Source organism: Paenibacillus sp. JT31N17 (assembly GCF_056269255.1).
Window position 1 is genome coordinate 282,004 of record NZ_JBWDNP010000005.1, and the last position, 20,390, is coordinate 302,393.

The window sequence follows — 20,390 nt, forward strand, 5'->3', positions numbered from 1 at the left end:
TTTCAATGTGCGCTGCGCCTGCCATAGCTTCTGGCAAACGACATCATGCGACGATAAGCGGACGGGTAGACAGCCTTCAGCGCATGGAACTGCGGACGATGGGAATTGACCTCAAGAATCCGCAGCCGGCGACTGGAGTCGAGGGCCAAATCAATACCCAGCTCATGCATGCCTGAGCGTCTGGTGTTCAATACCTTTGCGATATTCAGGGATTTGGCCGTTATCCGCTTCAGGCAAGCGCTCCGCTCCATGGATGACATACCCTTTTTCCGCAGCAGTGAATGGAGGGACTGCATGCTGGCGCCTTGATAGAGATTGGTAACAATCCGCTTGGGCGCTCCGACCCTGGCCACTATTCCCGTGCATACCCAGGTGCCTCCCGGCTTGCGCTGGACCATGCTGCGGATATCATACGGCCGTGCGGCAAGCTGGCCCAGTTTTACAGCCTGTTGAATGATCATTTTCTGGCCTCTCTGCCCGACTTGAATATGACGGAAGACAGAAGAGAGATTCCGGAAAATTTTTCTGGTCTGCCTTTTATTGTGGGAGGATAGCAGCTCATAGCCTTTGGACATCCGATTCAATTTATAGACGCCAATGCCAAGCGAACCGATATCCGGCTTGATATACAGTGATGAATAACGGGAGGACATGGTTATTAATCGGGGCAAGGTCAGGCGGACAGTGTCCGGAACATTTTCCCTGAGCGACCCGCTTGCCGACAGGTATTTGCAAACGCGCAGCTTCCCCCAGATCGTATTGCTTTTATAATTCTTTCGCTTCAATGGTCTCACCTCCTGATACTATATGCCGCTCATATCAGGGGCAATTGTGCAATCGTACAGATCCGGCGCGGATATCTGATCCGGTCATCACCTGCAGGGACAGGGCGAATCCCCCGAGGCTGCCGGTTGTATAATCCAGCTTCATTCGACAAGCAGGCGAAAAAGGGGGCGGAATGCACCTAAGAAATAGGCTGAAAGTTGGACTCACTACGAGTCCGGGCGACTATATTTCTCCTTCCGGGCAATATGTTATATTGAACTGGAAAATGTTAAATTCCCTTGATTTCTATCTCCCGCTTCCCTTCTGTCTCCCCCTCCCTTGTTCATACCCGACGGCTTCGCTCATCATGCAGCTGCCCGATGACCCCCCTTCGTCCAATATAAGGCGCAAGCGCGAGAGGAGACCTATTATGTTCGAATGGTTCGAGAAGCTGATCCGGGATATGATCTGGAAAGCGATCGCCGATTTTGTGGAAGCTCTTCCAGGAATGGCGGAGGACAAGCTGTATGAGTTTCTGAGAGGTCTTAAGGCAGGGGAAATCATCTCTCCTTCGCCGCTGATCAAAATCATTGCCGTCAACGATGTGGAAGAGACGATCACCCTGCTTCTGCGGGGGCCTTTCACGTTCTCCGGCTTAACGGCGTTCATGCGGGTGGAAGTGATTGTCTCGCGGGCACGCGAGGACATCCGCATAACAGGCGAGGATCCGCCAATCCGGATCACGCATTGGCAGACGGCACTTGGGGATCTGACCATCGGATCGAAAGACAAATACAAGGGAAGCCTCGGCTTCGGCTTTGACGCACAGCAAAACAGTTGGCTGGGCCAAGGCTCGCTAAAGCTGATTCCGCTCAGCATTGGCGCGGCCATCTATGGCGGATTCAGTGATCGCGGGCTGGTGCTGGGACTGGACGGGGAGCTGCCCAAGGGCGCTTCGATTCCGCTTGGGCCGACCGGGCTTGGGCTGCGGGGAATCGGCGGCGATTTTGCATACAATTTTGTGGCCCGCCTGGAGAAGGAAGGACTGCCGATCGCAGAGCCGACAGCGGCCGATTATGTCAAATGGGCGCGGGAAACCAGCAGCATCGACCGCTGGATGGCCGGCCCGATTGATCAAACCTCGGTAGGTGTGGGAATCCGAACGGTGATATGCACCAAGGCCGACGAAGGCTACGCCATTGAGCTGAATCCTGTCGGCTTCGCCTTCCTGCTCCCCGGCGGCACGTTTATTTTCGGAGGTAAGGGCGTCCTGCTGAAGCAGAAGGGTTTTGGCGCCGAGGGATACTTTGTGTTTGACGCAGAGAGCGCCTCGCTCGCCCTTGGAGTAGGCGTCAATATCGATCTGGAGCTGCTGAAAGGCAGCGGCCAGCTGGATATCTTCTTCTCGTTCTCCGACCCCACTGCCTGGTATCTGGATCTGGGTACGGAGAGCAAGCCGGCCAAGCTGGAGGTGCTGCAGAAGATTCCTGTGATCAGCCTGCTTTTCTCGCAGAAGGCGGAAGCGTATCTTCGCATCAATCATCATCGCATTGCCTTCGGCGCGACGCTTGCTATCGGCGGAACGTTTGAAATCGGGGATATTCTGAAGCTCATCTCCAAGCTTGCCGTCTCGCTGCATGCCTATATGGGCTGGGACCCGCTGCTGGTGAACGCCCGCATCAAGGTACATGGCGAAATCGGCATAAAAGTGTGGAAGTTCGAATTTATTCTTAGCGGAGATGCGGAAGCGGAGGTATATTTTCCAAGTCCGACCCTGTTCCGGTTTGAGATCGCAGGCAAGCTGAACCTCCCATGGCCGATTCCCGATGTTCCCTTCAGCAAGTCCTTCGGGGACGATATCGTGAACCCCCCCTCCATATCCTCGCCGCTTGCCGCCGGAACCTATATCATTGGCGGAACTCCGACGGTTCAGAAGCAGCCGGTTGATGCCATTCACGTCATCAGCGACCTGCAGTGGAATCTGGACACGGACAAGCCTTGGCCGGATTTGGAACTGGTCGTGCCCTTCAGCAGGCGGGTAACCGACCGGACGGGCAAAGTGGAAGCCAGCCAGGCGGTCAGCCCGTCTGTTCAAGGCGGCTATACGGTGACGGACGAGCTGCTGGAGCTCGAGCTGATCGACCTGGTCCACGCCATTCCGGTACCCGATGTGCGGGCGGTATGGGCGGATGGGCCGGGCGGAGGCATGGCGCAGCTTCATGTGCTTGGCTGCGACCCCTATGCGTGGATGACCTCGAAGCTTGACAGCTCAACCTTCCCGCTTGATTCTCCCGCAAGGACTGTCGATACCTTCTTCGGATACGGGCCGCCCCAGCTCCTGCCTGCGCAGCCGCGGCGCTTCGCGTCGCTTGAGCTGACGCCTGCGGCCGAGGGGGACCGTCTGCTGACGGCGTTCAAACCGGACATTCCGACGCGGATACTGCAAACAGGCGGCTTTACCCTCCAATTTGCGGCAAATGGCGGCGGATCCCTTCAGGCCTCGAAGGTCGTGCTGTTCCTTATTCTCGCCCGGTCCACACGCTTCGTGACTTATCCTCAGCTTGTGTCTGAAGACGGGGCAGCGGCGGTCTTCCAGGACCACGGCGCTGTCTTCCAAAACCTGCGGCTTGTCTCAGCCCGGTTCGATTTTCCGGCTCCTGTCGATCAATTCCGCCTGCGGGCGGAATCCGGGCGTCAGCCCCTTTACATTTATGCGATCCGTTATCAGGAGGCCGCCAAATCCTCGACAGGCATCTTAAGCAAGAAGCTGCTCATGCCCGGCCGGTACCGCCTTCATATCAAGGGCGCGTCAAATGCGGTCCATCCGTCCGGCGGCGGCGCTTCCTCGCCATTCCCGCCTTCGAGCCCCGTGGAATGGTTCTATGACAAAGAGTTCGAGGTTGCGTATCCGGAAACACTGCGTCCTTATATTTATTATTCCACCTTCGGCGATATGAAAATCTTCGCCAAGGCTCAGCATCCCTGGACGCAATGGACGCTGAATACGTGGGATCCGACCCAATTCGGCTTCGGATTTCCGCTGTACAGAGGCTATAAGACTGCCGTCCGTTTCATAGTGCCGTATGTCAGCGGCATCTTTGCGGAGACGCCGCTTAAACTTCGCATCACCTATGAGGGCGGAGGCGAGATAACAGAAACCCTCACGCCCCTGCCCGCCTCCGACGGCGCCAGCTCGCTTCCGCCGGAGAGCCGCAGCTGGCTTGCCGCTCACGGAGGAACCGCTGCCCCCGATCAGGAAATCGTGATGAATTCACTGCCTGGAGAATCCGGACCGGCCAAGCTGACCATTCTGTTCGAGCATCCTCAAAACGGAGAGGTCCGCATCGATGAATGGTCCGGCTGCATGTCTGCCTTCACAAGCTTCAAGGCCCATCTGGCCTGGCCGCATACGGGCTTGTCCACCTATTATGACAGCTCCGGCAGGCACAGCGTGGCCGAGTGTCCTCTGCCCCAATCAGGCAGGCCTATCAAATACGGTAAAATCGACCCTGTCCGTCATTACCGCGGAGCCAGCGGCATCGGCAATATTGTGCTGAACAAGCACCTGCCCGCGAACCCGCTGCTTTCTGTCAATGAGCTCACGCCGATTGCGGACTTTCCAATCGTCACCACTCCGCTCACTCCCTTCCCCGATGAACTGGAGGCGCCGCCAAGCCAGTGGAGACTGCCAGCCCCGCTTGCTTCCCAGATCGGTCCGCTGAACGAAACCTCCGCCCTGCGCTTCACGAGGTTCGCAGCAGAGAGCGGAGCACTGTTCGGCCTCGGCGGCGCCGCGCTGGCCGATATTAACGATACGGTCCCGGCGACCACGGTCGAAGCGGTCTGCGATGCCCAGGGGAGACCGTACGCCATATGGCTGCGCACGCCTGAACCTGTCGATTGGCGGCGGGTGACGGTCACCCTCGCTATCCGGCATGTCGAGCCAGCTGCCGGCTGCCCGACCGGCTATACGCACCGGCGCGCTTTGGAGCTGGAGGTTGCCGTTCTGCCCGGATTCGACGGAAGCTCCGCTTTGCTTACCGGCTCATTAGGCGGCATTCCAACACGGCTGCCGCGTGGCGATTATACGCTTAGGCTGTCCTTTGATCCTTTCAAAGCCGGACTGCCCCGGCTTTACCCCGGGGAGCCCGCCGGACCGCTGCCGGAAACGGCTGTTTCACGGTTCGTGCAGCCGCTTGGTCTCACCTGGCCGCTGCCTTCCGGCCGGCCCCCTTTCCCATGGGATCTGCCGGATATCCCGATACCGGTCCCTGGTCCAATCCCCGGCCCGATTCCTTTTCCGGAACCCGGTCCATTTCCGATACCTGGACCTGTTCCGTTTCCAGTGGTCAATCCGGGCCGGATGGCCGAACCGTTAAACGATGCCAGCCTCCGGCAGGCAGATGACCTGGTGCACAATGTTCATACCCTGCAGAACCTGACAGTACATGCAATCGGGAATATCGAAGCGGGGAGCAGCGGAGGAAATACAGGGGATACGGAGGATTCCGGTTCTGATGGAGCACCTCCGCCGGTTGATGCCGACAGGAAAGCTTTTATTCATTTCCCGCTGCCCGGGGAGTTTCCAAGGGTTGATCTGACATCCGTAATCGAATCAGGAGGCGATAAGCCATGACGATTTATTTGTCATCGACAGGCTGGTTGAGCGAAACACCGGCAGGCAACCGGCTGCGCTGGCATTTTCCGCTTCGGGAGCTTACGGACGGGGGCGGATACCGCGGTTTGCCGCAGTCGGTCATTATTGAAAGGGCCCCCCTGAACCTGAGGATGGTGCCGTCACGGGTATCCCTGTCGATTTATCCGCCGGGCTGGTGGGACTTGCTGGGAAGCCAGTCGGTGGGCGGACTGCTGCTGGCAGATGAGTTTAAGCTCCCCGGGCCGGCGCAGGCAGTCACCTTCGTTTGGAGAGGGGCGCCTGCCCGGATCGAGTTTAAAAATTCGCAGACCGGTGAGCTCGAGGCTGTGCGTTCGGTGTCGGACGGCACAATTGTCTACGTCGAAGGACAAGCCATGGATACGGTTGCGATGCTCGGCACGGGAGGGACGCTTGAGGATTTGCGCATGCTTGATTTATTCCGCGACCGCCGGCTGAACTGGGAACGCATCGCTGAAATTGCCGTGGAGAAAAGTCTTGATGCCGACTTGAACACAGTAGGCAAACGTTATGGCCAGCCCGTCACGCTGACGGAGGAGCAATGGGCCGATATCGTCCGCACCGGGCAAAAGGCGCGCGCCTCCGTTCCCGCGGATGCCATCGCCGGGGAGCCCACGGATTGGGAATTGTTCGAGCTGCTGCTCGGACTGCGCTGGGAGATTGCGCTGCTCTGCGGCTTTGCTTACCATGATGGACCGGACACAGCCGGCAGCGATCTGGACAATCAGCCCGCAGCGCCACTGGAATCTCCGGATCACTTTGGGTTTGCCTACCGGATTCGCGATGCGGACAGCGGGGAAACCAGCAATGTGACGGTTGTGATGCCGACAATAGCCGCAGAACTGGGAATTCCGGATACGCCCCAGTATATCTCTGCGGAAGTGCATCTTCCGGAAGCCGTATCTTCGCAGCCGGCCGACCCTGTTTCGATCAGCCGGACTCTGGCAGCCTTCAAGCCTCTGCCTTTTCTGGCGGACCGCTTCGAAGTGCGGTTGACCCATCTGACCAGGCAGTCCGACATTAGGGCTCATGGCGTGGAGCTGGAGGAGATCGTCACTGCCAGCCCCGTGACAGGGGAGCATGAGCTTAACCGGACCTTCTTCAACCGCTCCCGGCTGCCGGAGGACCCGCCGCTTGTCTACTCATCCGCCCGCTCCTTCGACGTCAGCTTCCCCGACGTGCTGCTGCAATCCAGAGCACGGGCCATTGACGGCTGGGACCGCGTCAGTGGGTATTCCGCCTGGACGCCGCCAACCCCGCTGACGCTGCGTCATGATCCGCCTCCGCCGCCTCTGGAATCGGCCGCTTATGAATCGGGGATAGCCCGCATTATCCGGCGGACCGACATCCCCGGCGAAGCGGACTGGAAGCCGGATTCACTCGTCCGGCGCACGGGAGGAAGGCTGGTTATTTACAGGCAGACCGCCGCTCCGCGGACGGCGGACGCCGGGTTTGGCAGCGCTGTTCCAGCCGGCGACGGCCTATACCGCGCAGCCGTAACGGGCGTGAATGCGCTCAATGATTTTATCGGAGGCATATTCTCTACCGGCGGTGTGACCGAGAACATTATTGCCGTTAACGGAACCGACATTGTCTTCCGTGTTTCCGGGAATGCCGGCTCGGGCAGCATGGCCTTCGGCTCCGGGTCCGGCAGATTGGTGCAGGACCTCAAGCATCCTTCCCTATGGGTGCAGGCGGCAGATTTCCCGGCCGACAATCTGCCGAAGGAGCTGGTCTTCAGCGACCCGCTTCCTCCGCCAGCAGCAACTGCTGTCGTTACCTATATGGCCAGGCTGGCCTACTATGGCCGCACCGGGCCGCCAGGCGGAGTCGTCAGAGCGGTGAGGCTGCCGGCAATTCCCGACGTTCCGCCGCCATTCACAGCAGAGCTGCTTGGCATCGATTTCTTTCACCGAACGCTGCTGAAAATCCACTTCACCACGCCGGCTGCTTCCGGCCGCTATACCGTTTGGTGGTGCGACGGCGCTGCGTCACCCGAAGAGCTGGTGCGCCGCGGCTCGCCAGGCACCCATCAGGCGCAGGAAGCGCAGAACGGCCTTCATCTGTACGAAACGCTGGCCCTGCCTATTCCGCAGCATATGGACCGTCTCATCACAATTGGCGTCCAGCAGGTGGGCGAAGGCGCCGTCAGCGGATTTGCCGTCATTCCATTCCCGCTGCCGGCGCTGCAGACCTAGCGTTCCGCCCGCAGACCGTTCATTGCGGCAGCTGCCAACGCTGCTGGATCCATACAAATTATTCCTGCTCATGTTCATTATCCTTCGGAACAGCACAAAGAAGCTGTAATGGCGTCCAATCCATTACAGCTTCTTTGTATGGTTTGGACTGGCTATAACCAGTCCGCGCATTGCTCCAGACTTGCGGTAGTCTCCTCCAGCTGCTGCTCAAGCTGAGCGCGCGGCCATCTGTCGTCATTCCGTGCAAGGTCGCCCTGGATTAGGCGGAGCATCCAGATGGAGAAGATGGAGGCAAACAGCTTGTACTCCCTAATAAAAGCAGCCGCATTTATTCCGGATAAATAACCCCTGCTTTCAGCCACCTCCAGATACGCTTGCAGAATTGCATTGCGGCTGTCCGCTGTCATTCTCTTTGGAAACAAGGGATGAGACATATCGATCATATGATACAGATCCCATAACGGGGAGTTGAGGTGGGTGTGCTCCCAGTCCAGCACGACCAGCCGGCCCGCTGCAAGGGCATAGTTGCCTGAATGCAAATCGCCATGGGAAACAACCCGAAGATCCGGGAACACCGTCTGCGCCATAGCCTCGTACAGGCTCTCCAGCCGCAATCGCGGAATGGTTATATCCGACAAGGCTTCAATCGTCTCGGCTTTGTCACGAAGAAGCTCGCTGACGATGGCTTCAATGGGGGGCTTGGGCCCTCTAAGCGGCGCATGGAACAGATGGTCCGTACTAAGCGAATGCAAGCCTGCAACCTGGCGGGCCAATTCCACGGCCACCGGCTCCCGAAATCCGTGCTCCAGATGGCCGAGGTCTTCGAAAATGATGGTGTGCCTTCCGGTTTGAAGGTTGAAGGAGCTGAGCAGCATTCTGGGGTAAATGGGAGGAAGCGACGGCAGGATGTGATCGTAGACCCACTTTTCTTTTCCCCACTGGTCATCATTCGTTAACGGCTTATAGATATAGCTCTGCCCGGGCAAGATGTAGATCCGTTCAACCGCCTGCCCGTTCATTCCCCGGTATATGATTTCCCGCCTGCTGATCAGCTCGCTGTTCAGCGTTCCGTCCGGCAGCATCACACCCTCAGGCAGTTTGGGTTCTGCTTCCATGTCATGACACCTTTCGTTTCTCATGGTTAAACTCTATTTTCTTAGTCTACCACGCGGACGGCCAAATTTGAATTTGCCAATCCTTAATCCGGGATAACGGGGAGCATGAAGCCACGCTTCAGCAGCGCTGAATATTCGAGGGCAGGGGTTGCTTTAAACAACCCGACCGCCGGGTCCGTTAAGTGCGTATCCGCTCAGGATGCGTATACACATTCATGCTGCCGCGGCGTATGAACCCCGCACAGGTGATGCCGAGATCCTCGGCAAGCTTCAGGGCCAGATCGGTGGGAGCAGACTTGGACAAAAGAATGCCGCAGCCGATTTTCGCCACCTTCAGCACGACCTCGGAGGAGAGGCGCCCGCTGAAAGCAATGATTTTATCCCCTGCCGGGATACGGTTCTGCAGGCAGTGGCCATATATTTTGTCCAGTGCATTATGACGTCCGATATCGGTTCGTACCGCGATAATCCCATCCGGCGTGCAGAGCGCCGCATTATGGACGCCCCCGGTCTGATGAAAATCCGTCGAGCTCTCCTGCAGCAGCCGCATCAGCTCCAGACACTGCTCCGCCGCAATTGGATGACGGCTCATAATCGTTTTCGCCGTCCTTGCGTCATTGTGAAAATAAAACTGCCTGCTCTTGCCGCAGCAGGACCCGATAAACCGTTTGGAATGGAATTCCTTGCCCGTCGATTGCTTGATATGAAGCTCGGCATAAGCATAACCCCGATCCTCATCCAGCGTTAAGCATTTCAATTCATCGAATGTCCGGATTACGCCTTCGGAGGCGAGAAACCCGACAATCATATCCTGCAAATCGCTTGGCGTACACACGATTGTGGCAAATTCCTCGCCGTCCAGACGGACAGTCAGCGGCATCTCCGTCGCGATTTCGTCATCCTGCTCCTCATGCTGATTGCCGTTGAACCGGATGACGCGCCATCCGGTAGTTACCTTGTTATCCACGCGCTGCACCTCCTTTCTGCCAACGCCCTTATAAGGCCGATGATTCACTTCCGGAACAAGTGGAGGATGTATTCACATGCACAGCCAGTCTATTGGGCCGGCCCGACGTTTGGGAACAGCTCATATGAAGCCTTGTGTACCTGCCGGTTTCCTGGCAAAATGCCAGCTGTACGATCAAGACGGTATATCCATCTCCAGCTCATCAATCCGCTTCTCGACATATTTGGTATCCTTCAGCGCATGGAAGGTCTCGGCCTTCTCGATGACAACCGAGGTATTATATTCGGGAATACCCGCTTTCGGCTCATAGACGCCCTTGTGGAACAGCACATTTCCCTCCGGCCAGAACAGTTCAATATTGCCCGGGGCGATGTCTGCTTTCTTCGCCCGGGCATGCATCAATCCGCTGCGGTTATAGATCACGACTGCGCTGCCTTCGACGATCCCAAGCGCCGCAAAGTCGCCGGCATTCATCAGGACATCATACCGGTCCGCCCCGTTGAAGGCATCGGTATCGCTGTACACCATGGAATTGAACTGCTTGCCGCGGCGTGTGGTCGCATAGAAATTCCCCTCGGGCTTACGCAGCTCCGGCAGCTCGATCGCAATGAGATTGCCCTTGCCGTCTGGCGTTGGACAGAGGCCATCCTCACACAGCCATGCTCCCCCGTATTGAAAAACATCGCCCTTCTCCTGCAGCTTCTGGATACCGTTATACGCGGGAGCCGCCTTGGCAATCTCCTCGCGAATGGCAGCCGCGCTCGCAAATGCCGCCCGATTATGCTGTCCGGGCTTCACTTTGGCCGCAAGCTCCGCATAGATCTGCCACTCCGCGCGCGCCTCCTCCACCCTTGGGCCGGCAATTTCCGGCGAGAAATAAACCATCCGCTCCGTCGATGTGGAGGTCCCTCCCCCCGGCTGCTCGTACCGGGTCATCGCCGGCAGCACAATCACTTCCTCCTGCGCGTCCGCAAGCGTCGATGTGTTCAGGACGATGTCCTGATGGACGCGAAGGTCCACAGCCTCCAGACATTCCCGCACAAACTCCGGGTCGGGCATGGTCTCGAGAAAATTGCCGCCGGACGTATAGAATACCTTCAGCCTGCGTTCATGATCGTCAGGAAGCTGCGTATTCTCCAGCGATACCCCCACGATATCCCCCTGCCAGCGGGGGAGCTCGAAGCCCCACACCTGCTCGATCCGCCCGATATCGTCCCCCTTGAATTCACCGCCCGGCAGACTGAAGGGATCGGCTCCCATCTCGCCGGAGCCCTGCACGCCGCTGTGTCCGCGGATGGGCATCAGACCGCAATGCTCACGCCCAAGAAAACCGCGCAGAAGAGCCAGATTGGCTACCTGCGAGATGTTGTCCGTGCCAAAACGGTGCTGGGTCAGCCCCATGCTCCATACGAATACCCCGGACTTCGCCCCTGCCAGCAGCTGCGCAAATTCGCGCATCCGTTCCTTGGTCAGTCCCGACGATTTCTCCAGCAGCCCCCATTGCTGGCCCATCACATGGGTCCGCAGCTCCTGAAATCCGTTCGCATGCTCACGCACAAAATCATGGTCGATTGCCGAGCCCGGCTGCTCTTCCTCCATTTCAAACCAATGCTTCATCACGCCGTGCATGAACGCAATGTCTCCGCCGATATTGACCTGATAAAAATCATCCGCGAGCTTCGTTCCAAACAGCGCCGATTCGGCAATTGAGGGAATCCAATAGCCCTCCATCGCTGGCTCCCGGTAAGGGTTGATCACGATGATTTTGGTCCCGCGCCGTTTGGCCGCATACATATATTTGGTCGAGACCGGCTGGTTATTCGCCGCCACGCTGCCCCAGAAGACCAGCACATCCGTCCCGATCCAATCCTTGTAATTGCAGCTGGATGCTCCGATGCCCACGGAGCGTTTCAGTGCCGTCTTGGATGGCGAATGGCAGATGCGCGAAGCGTTGTCGATATTATTCGTGCCGATGAAACGCGCCGCCTTGGCAGCGGCATAATACACTTCATTCGTAATGCCACGCGCAGTCAGATAGAAAGCGAGCTGCTTGGGATCTATGCTGCGGATTTTGGCGGCGATCCGCTCCAGCGCTTCATCCCAGGAGATGCGGCGGAACGAGCGCTCCCCTTTGCGCCTTAGAAGCGGATACGGCAGCCTTCCCAGCTTGCGCAGCGCGGTGCTGTCCAGCTTCCGCAGCTCATCGATGTCCGCATGAAGCAGCTCCGGCCTGATCGCCGGCATTGTGTTCAGGCGCAGCACATTCAGCCGCGTCGTACACAGATGCGGGCCGGTCAGCGTCTGGTCGTAAAGACCGGATACACCAAGCGCGCAGCCGTCGCACACACCCTGCGTCAAGATGCGGTAGGCATACGGAAGATTATCCCGATTGTCCCATACCACCTTCACCGTATCCCGAATGTGATGCGGCTTCAATTTGCCCAGGCCAAACGGCGCCTTGCCCACCCACAGCTTCGGGTCCGGCTTGCTTGGCAGCTTGATGCGGCCCGAATGCAGCGTCTTTCCCATATGATTCATCTCCTCTTGCTTCATGAAATAATATAAAAACAGCATCCGCCATCCTCGGTGGCGAAGTTGGCCCCCCTCAGATAATTGGATCCACGAAACCCGGCTGCCAGAAACACCCTCTAAGCAGGATTATCCCGCATAGAGCATGCCCCCACCTCTGTTCGGACGTTCCAGCACGGGAAAACCTTACTGCAGCTGCGCCGCGATTCCTCGCGAATGCCAGAAACACCTTCTAAGCAGGTTTATCCCGCGTAGAGCATGCCCCCACCTCTGTTTGGACGTTCCAGCACGGGAAACCTCACTGCAGCTGCGCCGCAGCTCCTCGCGAAGCCCGAAACACCGTCAAAGCCGGCCGAGATTTTCTTCCTTCTGAACACGAGTCATACCTCGAAGAAACATGCAACTTTCTATCGTTTAAAAATAAAAAGCCGCAGGAAAATGATTTCATCACGAAATCATCATCATGCGGCTGGTCTTGGGCAGGAACGCTGCCAAGCGCCAATCCTCTCCACTATAGGGAACCGAACTTCTGCTGAATGTCCTGATCGAATACGAAGATGGACATCCCGAAATCCTTATCAATATCAATATCAACGAATAAATCCATCAGCTTCGCCCCGAGCAGCTCTTCCATCTCGACGGGAGGCTCCTTGCGGTACATATCCTTAACCCACTGCGTGCGGGCTTCGCGCAGAATATGCTTTCCTTCCTCTGCTGCGGCCATAAACTTCTCCACCGGCGAAAGATTGCCTTCCATCTCGCAAATCGCCCACTGCTTGCAGAAGGTCGTTGTGATCCGGCTTGGCCCTTTGCCCATATGCCGTTTCCGGTAAGCCTTGACCAAATTGCTGAACTCCGCTTCATAACGATTCATGGTTGATCCTCGCATGCCGGTGGACAGGCGGCAGGTTCGCTGCTCCTTATCGAACGGCCTTAATTTCTCATTATATGACCAACTTATCGCATTTATGACAAAGCCGCAACCCATATCCGGCTATAAGAATTTACAGCCGTGCTGCAAGCTCCTGCCCAAACGTTCAGGCTTTAACCAGTCCATGCGGATCGATAACAAATTTTTTGGAAGCGCCTTTGTCAAACTCGGCGTAAGCCGCAGGAGCCTGATCCAGCGAAATTTTCGTTGCGTTGACCGCTTTGGCGATTTGGGCTCTGCCGCTTAGGATAGACATCATCAGATCCCGATGGTACTGCATAACCGGAGTTTGCCCGGTTACGAAGGTATGGGATTTCGCCCAGCCCAGGCCGAAGCGGATTTTGAGCGTGCCATGCTTGGCATCCGCATCAATCGCGCCCGGATCACCCGTTACATACAAGCCTGGAATACCGAGGCGTCCGCCGGCTCTCGTTACTTCCATAATAGAGTTGAGCACCGTCGCCGGCGCTTCGCCGTGGGAATGGCCATGACCGTGCGCTTCGAAGCCTACGCAGTCAACCGCGCAGTCCACTTCGGGCACGCCCAGAATCTGCTCGATTTGCTCGGACAAATTCGCATGCTCCCGCAGATTGACGGTCTCGCAGCCGAAGCTTCTGGCCTGCGCCAGCCGCTCGCTGTTCAGGTCGCCCACGATAACAACCGCCGCTCCCAGCAGCTGGGCCGAATGCGCCGCTGCCAGACCAACCGGACCCGCTCCGGCCACATAAACCGTCGAGCCAGGCTTGACGCCTGCGCTGACCGCCCCATGGTAACCCGTCGGAAAAATATCCGAGAGCATCGTCAGATCCATAATTTTCTCCATGGCCTGGTCCTTGTCCGGGAATTTCAGAAGCTGAAAATCGGCGTAAGGGACCATGACGTATTCCGATTGTCCGCCTACCCAGCCGCCCATATCGACATAACCATAGGCTGAGCCGGGACGATCCGGATTCACGTTGAGACATACATGCGTGTTGCGCTCCTTGCAGCTGCGGCATCTTCCGCAAGCGATATTAAATGGAACGGAGACCAGGTCCCCTTTCCGGATAAATTCCACATCCCGGCCGACTTCGATGACCTCTCCCGTTATTTCATGGCCCAGCACCAAACCGCTGGGAGCCGTTGTGCGTCCTCTGACCATATGCTGGTCGCTGCCGCAAATGTTGGTGGTCACGACCTTCAAAATAACGCCATGCTCACATTTGCGTCCCACATTAAGCGGGTTCACTCCCGGTCCGTCGCGAAGAATCAAATCCGGAAAGGAAATGTCCTGCACCTCAACTTCCATAGGTTTCACATAAGCCACCGCACGATTTCCAGCCATTCACGTCACTCCCTTTGTGATGATAGGTTTGAATTAACAGGTTCATTCGAATAAAAATGGCCTTATTATTGTAAGCGTGATCACTAGCAATCTGTGTAAAAGTATACCATATTGCCTCTCATTTCACCACACCGGCAGGAAGAGAACTCGGGATAGTCTGCCAGCGGGTTCCAGGGATTACTGGGCGGCTGAGGCTGTCCTCCTGCTCCCGCGCATGCTGCAGGATGAAAAGACGGTTGACCGTCGGAATAGGCATTCGACAGCATGCAGTACGAGTACGAGCCATATGACCCGGTTCTGCTGCGCTCTGCGTTTACTGATCCCAGTTGATTGCGCAATCTGTACCATTCGGGTGTACGGGCAATTCCAAGTTTGCAGCCTGCGGCAAATAAGGTAAACTTGGAAGAAAAACGATGGAGGGCATCCAAGCTTATGGAACAACGCTTCGTCAAGGAATCCCGCTGCTACAAAACCGCCAGAATTTTCCCGACCGATGTGAACAACCACAATACGCTGTTCGGGGGCAAGCTGATGGCCTATATCGATGATATTGCTTCCATCACGGCATCGAAGCACTGCCGCAAATCCGTCGTCACGGCCTCCACGGATTCCGTGGATTTCCTGCTGCCCATCCGTCCGACGGATTCCGTCTGCCTGGAGTCGATCGTGACATGGACGGGCAGAAGCTCGATGGAAGTGTTCGTCAAGGTGATCACGGAGGATTTGCGGACGGGGATCCGGGCGATTGCGGCAACTGCGTTCCTTACCTTCGTGGCCCTGGACGAGAACCGCAAACCGGTGATGGTTCCGGATATCGTACCGGAGACGGCGGAGGAGAAGCGGCTGCACGAAACGGCCACGCAGCGCGCCGAAATGCGGCGTTACCGCAGAGAAGAGAGCAGGAAATTCGCCGACTTCCTGCAAATGAGATTTCCTTGGGAATAATACCGGCTTAAGCAGCAGGACGATAGCTGCCGGATCAAAGAGGAAAGAAGGTTGGAAGATGAAACTGCCTGAGATCAGGACTTATCTGTTTCAAGACGACGGGACGATACCGAACAACCGGGTTCTGCCTGTTGTTCTCTATCCTGGCGCTCTGAAGGATCAAGCGGCGCAAACGGAGAACCTGTTCAACCGCCATCATTGGCTGAACAGCTGGACCAATGGCGTTTTTCCTTACCACCATTACCACAGCAACGCCCATGAAGTGCTTGGCGTCATTCGCGGATCGATAGCGCTGCAGCTTGGCGGCGAGCAGGGGGAACATGTGGAGCTGAGCGCCGGCGATGTTGTCGTGCTGCCGGCGGGAACCGGGCATAAGCGGCTGTCGGCATCCGCTGACTTTCAGGTCGTAGGCGCTTACCCGGACGGGATGGACTATAATCTTCGTACAGGAAAAGAAGGGGAACGGCCGCAGGTTCTGCAGGAAATTGAGCGGGTTCCCCTGCCGGATTGCGATCCTGTATTCGGCGAGTCGGGGCCGCTGCTCAGACTTTGGAAGGGTTTGTTCTAGGAGAAAAAGGCTAACGCCGTCCTCTGCGGATAAGCCACGTTTTTCCCTCAGAAATTTAAGCAAAGTATAATGGAATTTCATGCTTTTCCTATATTTCAAAAAAAGTTTAATCGTGTCCGCTGAAGTGATAACATAAGGGTTATAAGTTTGTTTATTCAATCAACCAACTAAAGGAGACTGTATATGACTGACAAACGAGTCATTCAATGGGGCATTATGGGCCCGGGCGGTATCTCAGGCACTTTCGCTTCCGAGGTTGCCCATGCCCCGGATGCCAAGATCGCAGCCGTAGCCGGCCGCAGCCTCGAGAAAACGGAAGCTTTTGCAGCTAAATTCGGCATCCCGCAGGTTTATTCAAGCTTTGAGGAGCTGGCAAACGATCCCGCAGTGGATATCATCTACGTCGGTACGCTCCATACGGTTCATAAGGAGAATGTGATGACCTGCCTGAGGGCGGGCAAACCTGTTCTCTGTGAGAAGCCTTTCACGATGAACGCAGCCGAGGCCAGGGAAATCGCCGACTATGCCAAGGAACAGGGCGTATTCGTCATGGAGGCAATGTGGACACGTTATCTTCCAGTCATCAAGAAAGTCAGAGAATGGCTGGCGAGCGGCGCAATCGGCGAGGTCAAGCTGCTCAAGGCTGAATTCGGCTTTGACGCCGGCTGGAATCCCGAAGGCCGGCTGCTGGATAAGAATAAAGGCGGCGGCACCCTGCTGGATGCCGGTATTTATCCGATTTCCTTTGCTTCGATGGTGTTCGGCTCGCAGCCTTCGAAAATTCTGAGCTCCGCCTTCATCGGAGAAACCGGCGTGGACGAGCAGTATTCATTGATTTTCGATTACAATGGCGCCGCTACGGCTTCACTGCATGGAGCGATCCGCTTATGGATGAATAACGATGCATGGATCTACGGGACGAAAGGAAAAATCCATATTCCCGAGTTTCTGTCTGCCCGAAAGGCTGCATTATATGTAAATGGCCAAGAAGAAGAAACCGTAACCGACGACCGCACAATTACCGGGCATATGTTCCAGGCGCTGGAAGCCATGGAATGCGTGCGTGAAGGACGCACGGAAAGCTCCATCATGCCGGTGTCCGAGACGGTTCAGCTGATGGAAACAATGGATGCTGTCAGAGCCCAGTGGAACCTGACCTATGCGGGCGAATAATCTCGTAACTGCCCGGACTATATTTCCGTTCTAACCGAAATCGGCGACTGCTTTCTTCCGTAACTAAGAACAACCCTCCGGTTCCGCTGCAAGCAGTGGTATTGGGGGGTTGTTTTGCAGTGCTGTTAATGGCGTGAGCCGCTGCGTATGTATGAAGCTCACCACATCATGCGCCTTGGGATTAATTTGACACATCAGGATAACAATCTGTCTTTCCGGTTCGGAGATAGGGTCTGCTTTGTCATTAAACTTCCGCAACGACTCTATTGCTTCATGAAGGTATCCGGCACATATTCGATTCGCGAATCCGCCACGATAGTCAGCTGCTCCGCAGCCGCGTCGTATTCGACCGGGCCCTCCTTGATGTAGTACCAGGTCTTGACTGTTGGCGCATCCTCGAATTCATGAAAGAGAAACATGTTAAGCTCATGGCTGAACTGCAGCAGCTCACGGATTTTCTCGTTCAAAGGCACCGATACCGTGAATTTCCATCCCTCGCCAAAGGGCTCCACCGTATAAGGAACAGCTTCTTTCTTCGTGTCAATAAAGATCGGTCCTCCGACAGCATGCTTGACGATAAAGGTTTCCTTCATGGACTAATGCCCTCCTTATGGCAGATCGATCAGCATGACGAATGAAGCCTCATCAGCCGATAATGTCAACCGGGATACGGATTCAATCCGCGCTGTATCTCTTGCAGCCATTGGCGTTCCATTCACAGACAAAGAGCCTTCGATGTTAAAAAGGAAAATCCGCCTGCCCTCTTCCTGCTTGAAGATCAGCTCCCTGCCGGCCTCCGGCCTGCCCAGATAAATCGTCATATCCTGCTGAATGCTCGCAGTCTGTCCTGCCCCATCCGGCGTCACGACCGGAACCAGCGTATTGATCAGCTGCTCCGCATCGTATTGGCCTGTTTCGTATGAGGGAGTGAGCCCCCGCTCTCTGGGCATGAACCACAGCTGCAGCAGGTTCAGCTCTTCCGTCTCCGAGGGATTATATTCGGCATGCACAATCCCGGTGCCAGCGGACATGCGCTGGAGCTCGCCGGCCGATGCCGTCTCCACGTTGCCCAAGCTGTCTTCATGACGTATTTGGCCCTTCAGCACAATACTGACAATTTCCATATCGCTGTGCGGATGAGCGCCAAAGCCCTTCCCCGGATCGAGAAAATCGTCATTGCATACGCGCATCACACCAAAGCCCGTATTGGCCGGATCAGCATATTCACCGAAGGAAAAGCTGGGACGTCCGCGCAGCCATCCATTATCGACCGAGTATCTTTCGTCTGCGGGAAACACCTGGATCATATCGGTCTCCTCCTATCTATAATTTTTAATAGAATCTTACTAAAGTATAGATATTTGCCCAATTTAATACAACCACTTCTCCGTCTCCTCCAGAAGCTCCTTTCCCTTCTTAACTCAATAAAAGCCGTCAGCGGGAGTTGGAAATTCCAACGGCCCTGCCGGCGGCTTTATTACTGTTCACGATTCCAAGAAAACTGTTGTATTCCGCGCTTCCCGTACTATGTTCTTCTGCTGCCGCCGCGCATGATGGCGCTCAGAATCAGAACGACGATGATGGCGCCGATAATGGCAGGAATAAGAGCGAAATCCGCTATATTCGGACCCCAGTCACCCAATATAAGCGTACCCAGCCAAGCGCCGACGAAGCCGGCTACTATATTCCCGATAATGCCGCCCGGTACGTCCCTGCCTGCAATCAATCCCCCTAGCCAACCGATAATGCCGCCAATAATCAATGTCCATAACAAATGCATGTGCATATCCCCCTTTTTGTTCATCAATTGTCAGTATTCACAACTGAGTATAAGGTTAATACCCTGTAAGACAATGGATCAACCATGCTGTTCAACCGAGCCTTCCCCTATTCTATAAGCTTAAAGTATGAAACATGCCTATTGTCCTTCCGTTGCACAAAAAGTCCCGACATGAAATGCCATACATAATATGGCTTACATTGCGAAAAAGAATGAATCAATAATTTCTTTCACGAATAAGCGCATTTCATGACGAAAATGCTCTTATATTGTAACAAAAACAGAAAATGAAAAAAACCTTACGGTAAGTGTTTTCAGGCACTTAAAATAAGATTCTTGATTCCAGGGCCGGCTCAGTGCGTCACTGACTCTAATGCTGCATTATTATTCTGAAACTCTGCTCGTGGAAGCTCTGACTACCAATTGGACATCAAAAACCTCCTGCAGCGCTTCCTCCGGGGCATTAAGGCCGTGGATGATATCTATCAGCGTCTGGGCAGCCTTCATGCCCATCTGCTTGACCGGCTGCCTCACAGTCGTCAGTGGCGGATACAGATCAGAACTTCCCGGGACGTCATTCGCCCCTACGACGGAAATATCCTCCGGAATACGGATGCCCTTCGAACGGAAATGGCGGTATAAAGCCGGAATGAACTGATCGTTGGCCACATAAAGAGCCGTCGTTTGGGGATACCGCAGCAGATAATGGTCGATTTGGGCGCATATGTCTATCTCGTCGAGGTTGGACACATTGATCAAATGGTTTTCCGTAAAGTCCTGAAGACCAAAAGTCTCCATGGCTTCTCTGACTCCGGCCAGCCTCTCGTGATGATCCGCCGAATGGATTTCGTCCACAACGGCAATATGCTTATGATTCATATGGGCGAGATGCTGCACCGCAATAAATCCGCCTTTTCGATGGTCGGCACGGATATAGTGGACCTTGTAATCCTTGAGCTGGTTGAACAGCAGAACACTCGGGATCGCTCTGGCAATATCGTTGTAATGTTCCTCGTTATACGGAATCGACGTAAAGATTGCCCCGCCAATTCCTTTCTCGGCAAAGTAGCCGGCCAATTCATTGCGCTTCTTGGGCAGCTCGTCCAACGGGCACAGCTTGATGCTCAGCTTCTCGGCAAAAGCCGCCTCGCTGATCCCGGCCAAAATGCTGTTCTCCAGCTGCAGGGATTGCGCCGTCGTGAAGAAGGCCAGATCTTTGGATTTATTCAAATTCGCGCCCAGTTTGGGCATGAAATTCGCGCTGTGTATGATCTCCAGCACCTTCTCGCGCGTTTTGACGCTCACCGCTGCCGGATTATTCATGACTCTGGAGACGGTTGCAATGGAAACCCCTGCTTGTTTGGCGATATCGTAGATGTTCATTTCATTCTCCCTGATCATTTTTCTTTCATTATAACAC

Annotated in this window: 15 protein-coding genes; 5 read left to right on the forward strand and 10 right to left on the reverse strand. The window is 55.6% G+C overall.

The window, feature by feature from the left end:
- Window positions 1-2: 2 nt before the first annotated feature.
- On the reverse strand, window positions 3-785 hold the full coding sequence (locus AC0YOB_RS19075; RefSeq protein ID WP_475794119.1) for a YheC/YheD family protein: 783 nt from the start codon (window positions 783-785) through the stop codon (window positions 3-5).
- A gap of 410 nt (window positions 786-1,195) precedes the next feature.
- On the opposite strand from AC0YOB_RS19075, the gene AC0YOB_RS19080 reads away from it, so the two are divergent.
- Together AC0YOB_RS19080 and AC0YOB_RS19085 are read left to right on the forward strand one after the other, a co-directional pair.
- The gene (locus tag AC0YOB_RS19080; protein WP_475794120.1) at window positions 1,196-5,401 is read left to right on the forward strand and encodes a hypothetical protein; all 4,206 of its coding nucleotides are present in this window, start codon (window positions 1,196-1,198) and stop codon (window positions 5,399-5,401) included.
- Window positions 5,398-7,638, forward strand: a complete 2,241-nt coding sequence (locus tag AC0YOB_RS19085; protein WP_475794121.1) for a hypothetical protein — start codon at window positions 5,398-5,400, stop codon at window positions 7,636-7,638. Before AC0YOB_RS19080 ends, AC0YOB_RS19085 begins: the two co-directional genes overlap by 4 nt.
- A gap of 152 nt (window positions 7,639-7,790) precedes the next feature.
- Here the strand turns inward: AC0YOB_RS19085 and AC0YOB_RS19090 are convergent, their stop codons facing one another.
- The 5 genes from AC0YOB_RS19090 to fdhA form a co-directional block, all read right to left on the reverse strand.
- The gene (locus tag AC0YOB_RS19090) at window positions 7,791-8,753 is read right to left on the reverse strand and encodes a phosphotransferase family protein (protein ID WP_475794122.1); all 963 of its coding nucleotides are present in this window, start codon (window positions 8,751-8,753) and stop codon (window positions 7,791-7,793) included.
- A 178-nt stretch (window positions 8,754-8,931) separates the two neighbouring features.
- Window positions 8,932-9,720 (reverse strand): formate dehydrogenase accessory sulfurtransferase FdhD, encoded by a 789-nt coding sequence (fdhD, locus tag AC0YOB_RS19095; protein ID WP_475794123.1) that lies wholly within the window; start codon window positions 9,718-9,720, stop codon window positions 8,932-8,934.
- A gap of 174 nt (window positions 9,721-9,894) precedes the next feature.
- A complete protein-coding gene (locus tag AC0YOB_RS19100; RefSeq protein WP_475794124.1) occupies window positions 9,895-12,249 on the reverse strand; it encodes an FdhF/YdeP family oxidoreductase in 2,355 nt (784 codons plus the stop codon).
- Window positions 12,250-12,760: 511 nt separating this feature from the next.
- Window positions 12,761-13,123: a Na-translocating system protein MpsC family protein gene (locus AC0YOB_RS19105; protein WP_210039154.1), complete on the reverse strand. Its 363-nt coding sequence runs from the start codon at window positions 13,121-13,123 to the stop codon at window positions 12,761-12,763.
- 163 nt (window positions 13,124-13,286) lie between these two features.
- A complete protein-coding gene (fdhA, locus tag AC0YOB_RS19110) occupies window positions 13,287-14,504 on the reverse strand; it encodes a formaldehyde dehydrogenase, glutathione-independent (RefSeq protein ID WP_475769505.1) in 1,218 nt (405 codons plus the stop codon).
- Window positions 14,505-14,936: 432 nt separating this feature from the next.
- Between fdhA and AC0YOB_RS19115 the strand changes: the two genes are divergently transcribed.
- The 3 genes from AC0YOB_RS19115 to AC0YOB_RS19125 all read left to right on the forward strand — a co-directional run bounded on the left by AC0YOB_RS19115 (window position 14,937) and on the right by AC0YOB_RS19125 (window position 17,190).
- Window positions 14,937-15,449 (forward strand): acyl-CoA thioesterase, encoded by a 513-nt coding sequence (locus tag AC0YOB_RS19115; protein WP_210039156.1) that lies wholly within the window; start codon window positions 14,937-14,939, stop codon window positions 15,447-15,449.
- A gap of 58 nt (window positions 15,450-15,507) precedes the next feature.
- The gene (locus AC0YOB_RS19120) at window positions 15,508-16,017 is read left to right on the forward strand and encodes a cupin domain-containing protein (RefSeq protein ID WP_475794125.1); all 510 of its coding nucleotides are present in this window, start codon (window positions 15,508-15,510) and stop codon (window positions 16,015-16,017) included.
- 183 nt (window positions 16,018-16,200) lie between these two features.
- The gene (locus AC0YOB_RS19125; RefSeq protein ID WP_475794126.1) at window positions 16,201-17,190 is read left to right on the forward strand and encodes a Gfo/Idh/MocA family protein; all 990 of its coding nucleotides are present in this window, start codon (window positions 16,201-16,203) and stop codon (window positions 17,188-17,190) included.
- Between the two features lie 263 nt (window positions 17,191-17,453).
- On the opposite strand, the gene AC0YOB_RS19130 is transcribed toward AC0YOB_RS19125, so the two are convergent.
- The 4 genes from AC0YOB_RS19130 to AC0YOB_RS19145 form a co-directional block, all read right to left on the reverse strand.
- Window positions 17,454-17,783 (reverse strand): hypothetical protein, encoded by a 330-nt coding sequence (locus AC0YOB_RS19130; RefSeq protein ID WP_475794127.1) that lies wholly within the window; start codon window positions 17,781-17,783, stop codon window positions 17,454-17,456.
- A gap of 15 nt (window positions 17,784-17,798) precedes the next feature.
- Window positions 17,799-18,497: a pirin family protein gene (locus AC0YOB_RS19135; protein ID WP_475794128.1), complete on the reverse strand. Its 699-nt coding sequence runs from the start codon at window positions 18,495-18,497 to the stop codon at window positions 17,799-17,801.
- A 218-nt stretch (window positions 18,498-18,715) separates the two neighbouring features.
- Complete coding sequence (locus AC0YOB_RS19140) at window positions 18,716-18,970, reverse strand: GlsB/YeaQ/YmgE family stress response membrane protein (protein WP_210039161.1); 255 nt, start codon at window positions 18,968-18,970, stop codon at window positions 18,716-18,718.
- A gap of 384 nt (window positions 18,971-19,354) precedes the next feature.
- A complete protein-coding gene (locus AC0YOB_RS19145) occupies window positions 19,355-20,353 on the reverse strand; it encodes a LacI family DNA-binding transcriptional regulator (RefSeq protein ID WP_475794129.1) in 999 nt (332 codons plus the stop codon).
- Window positions 20,354-20,390 lie beyond the last annotated feature (37 nt).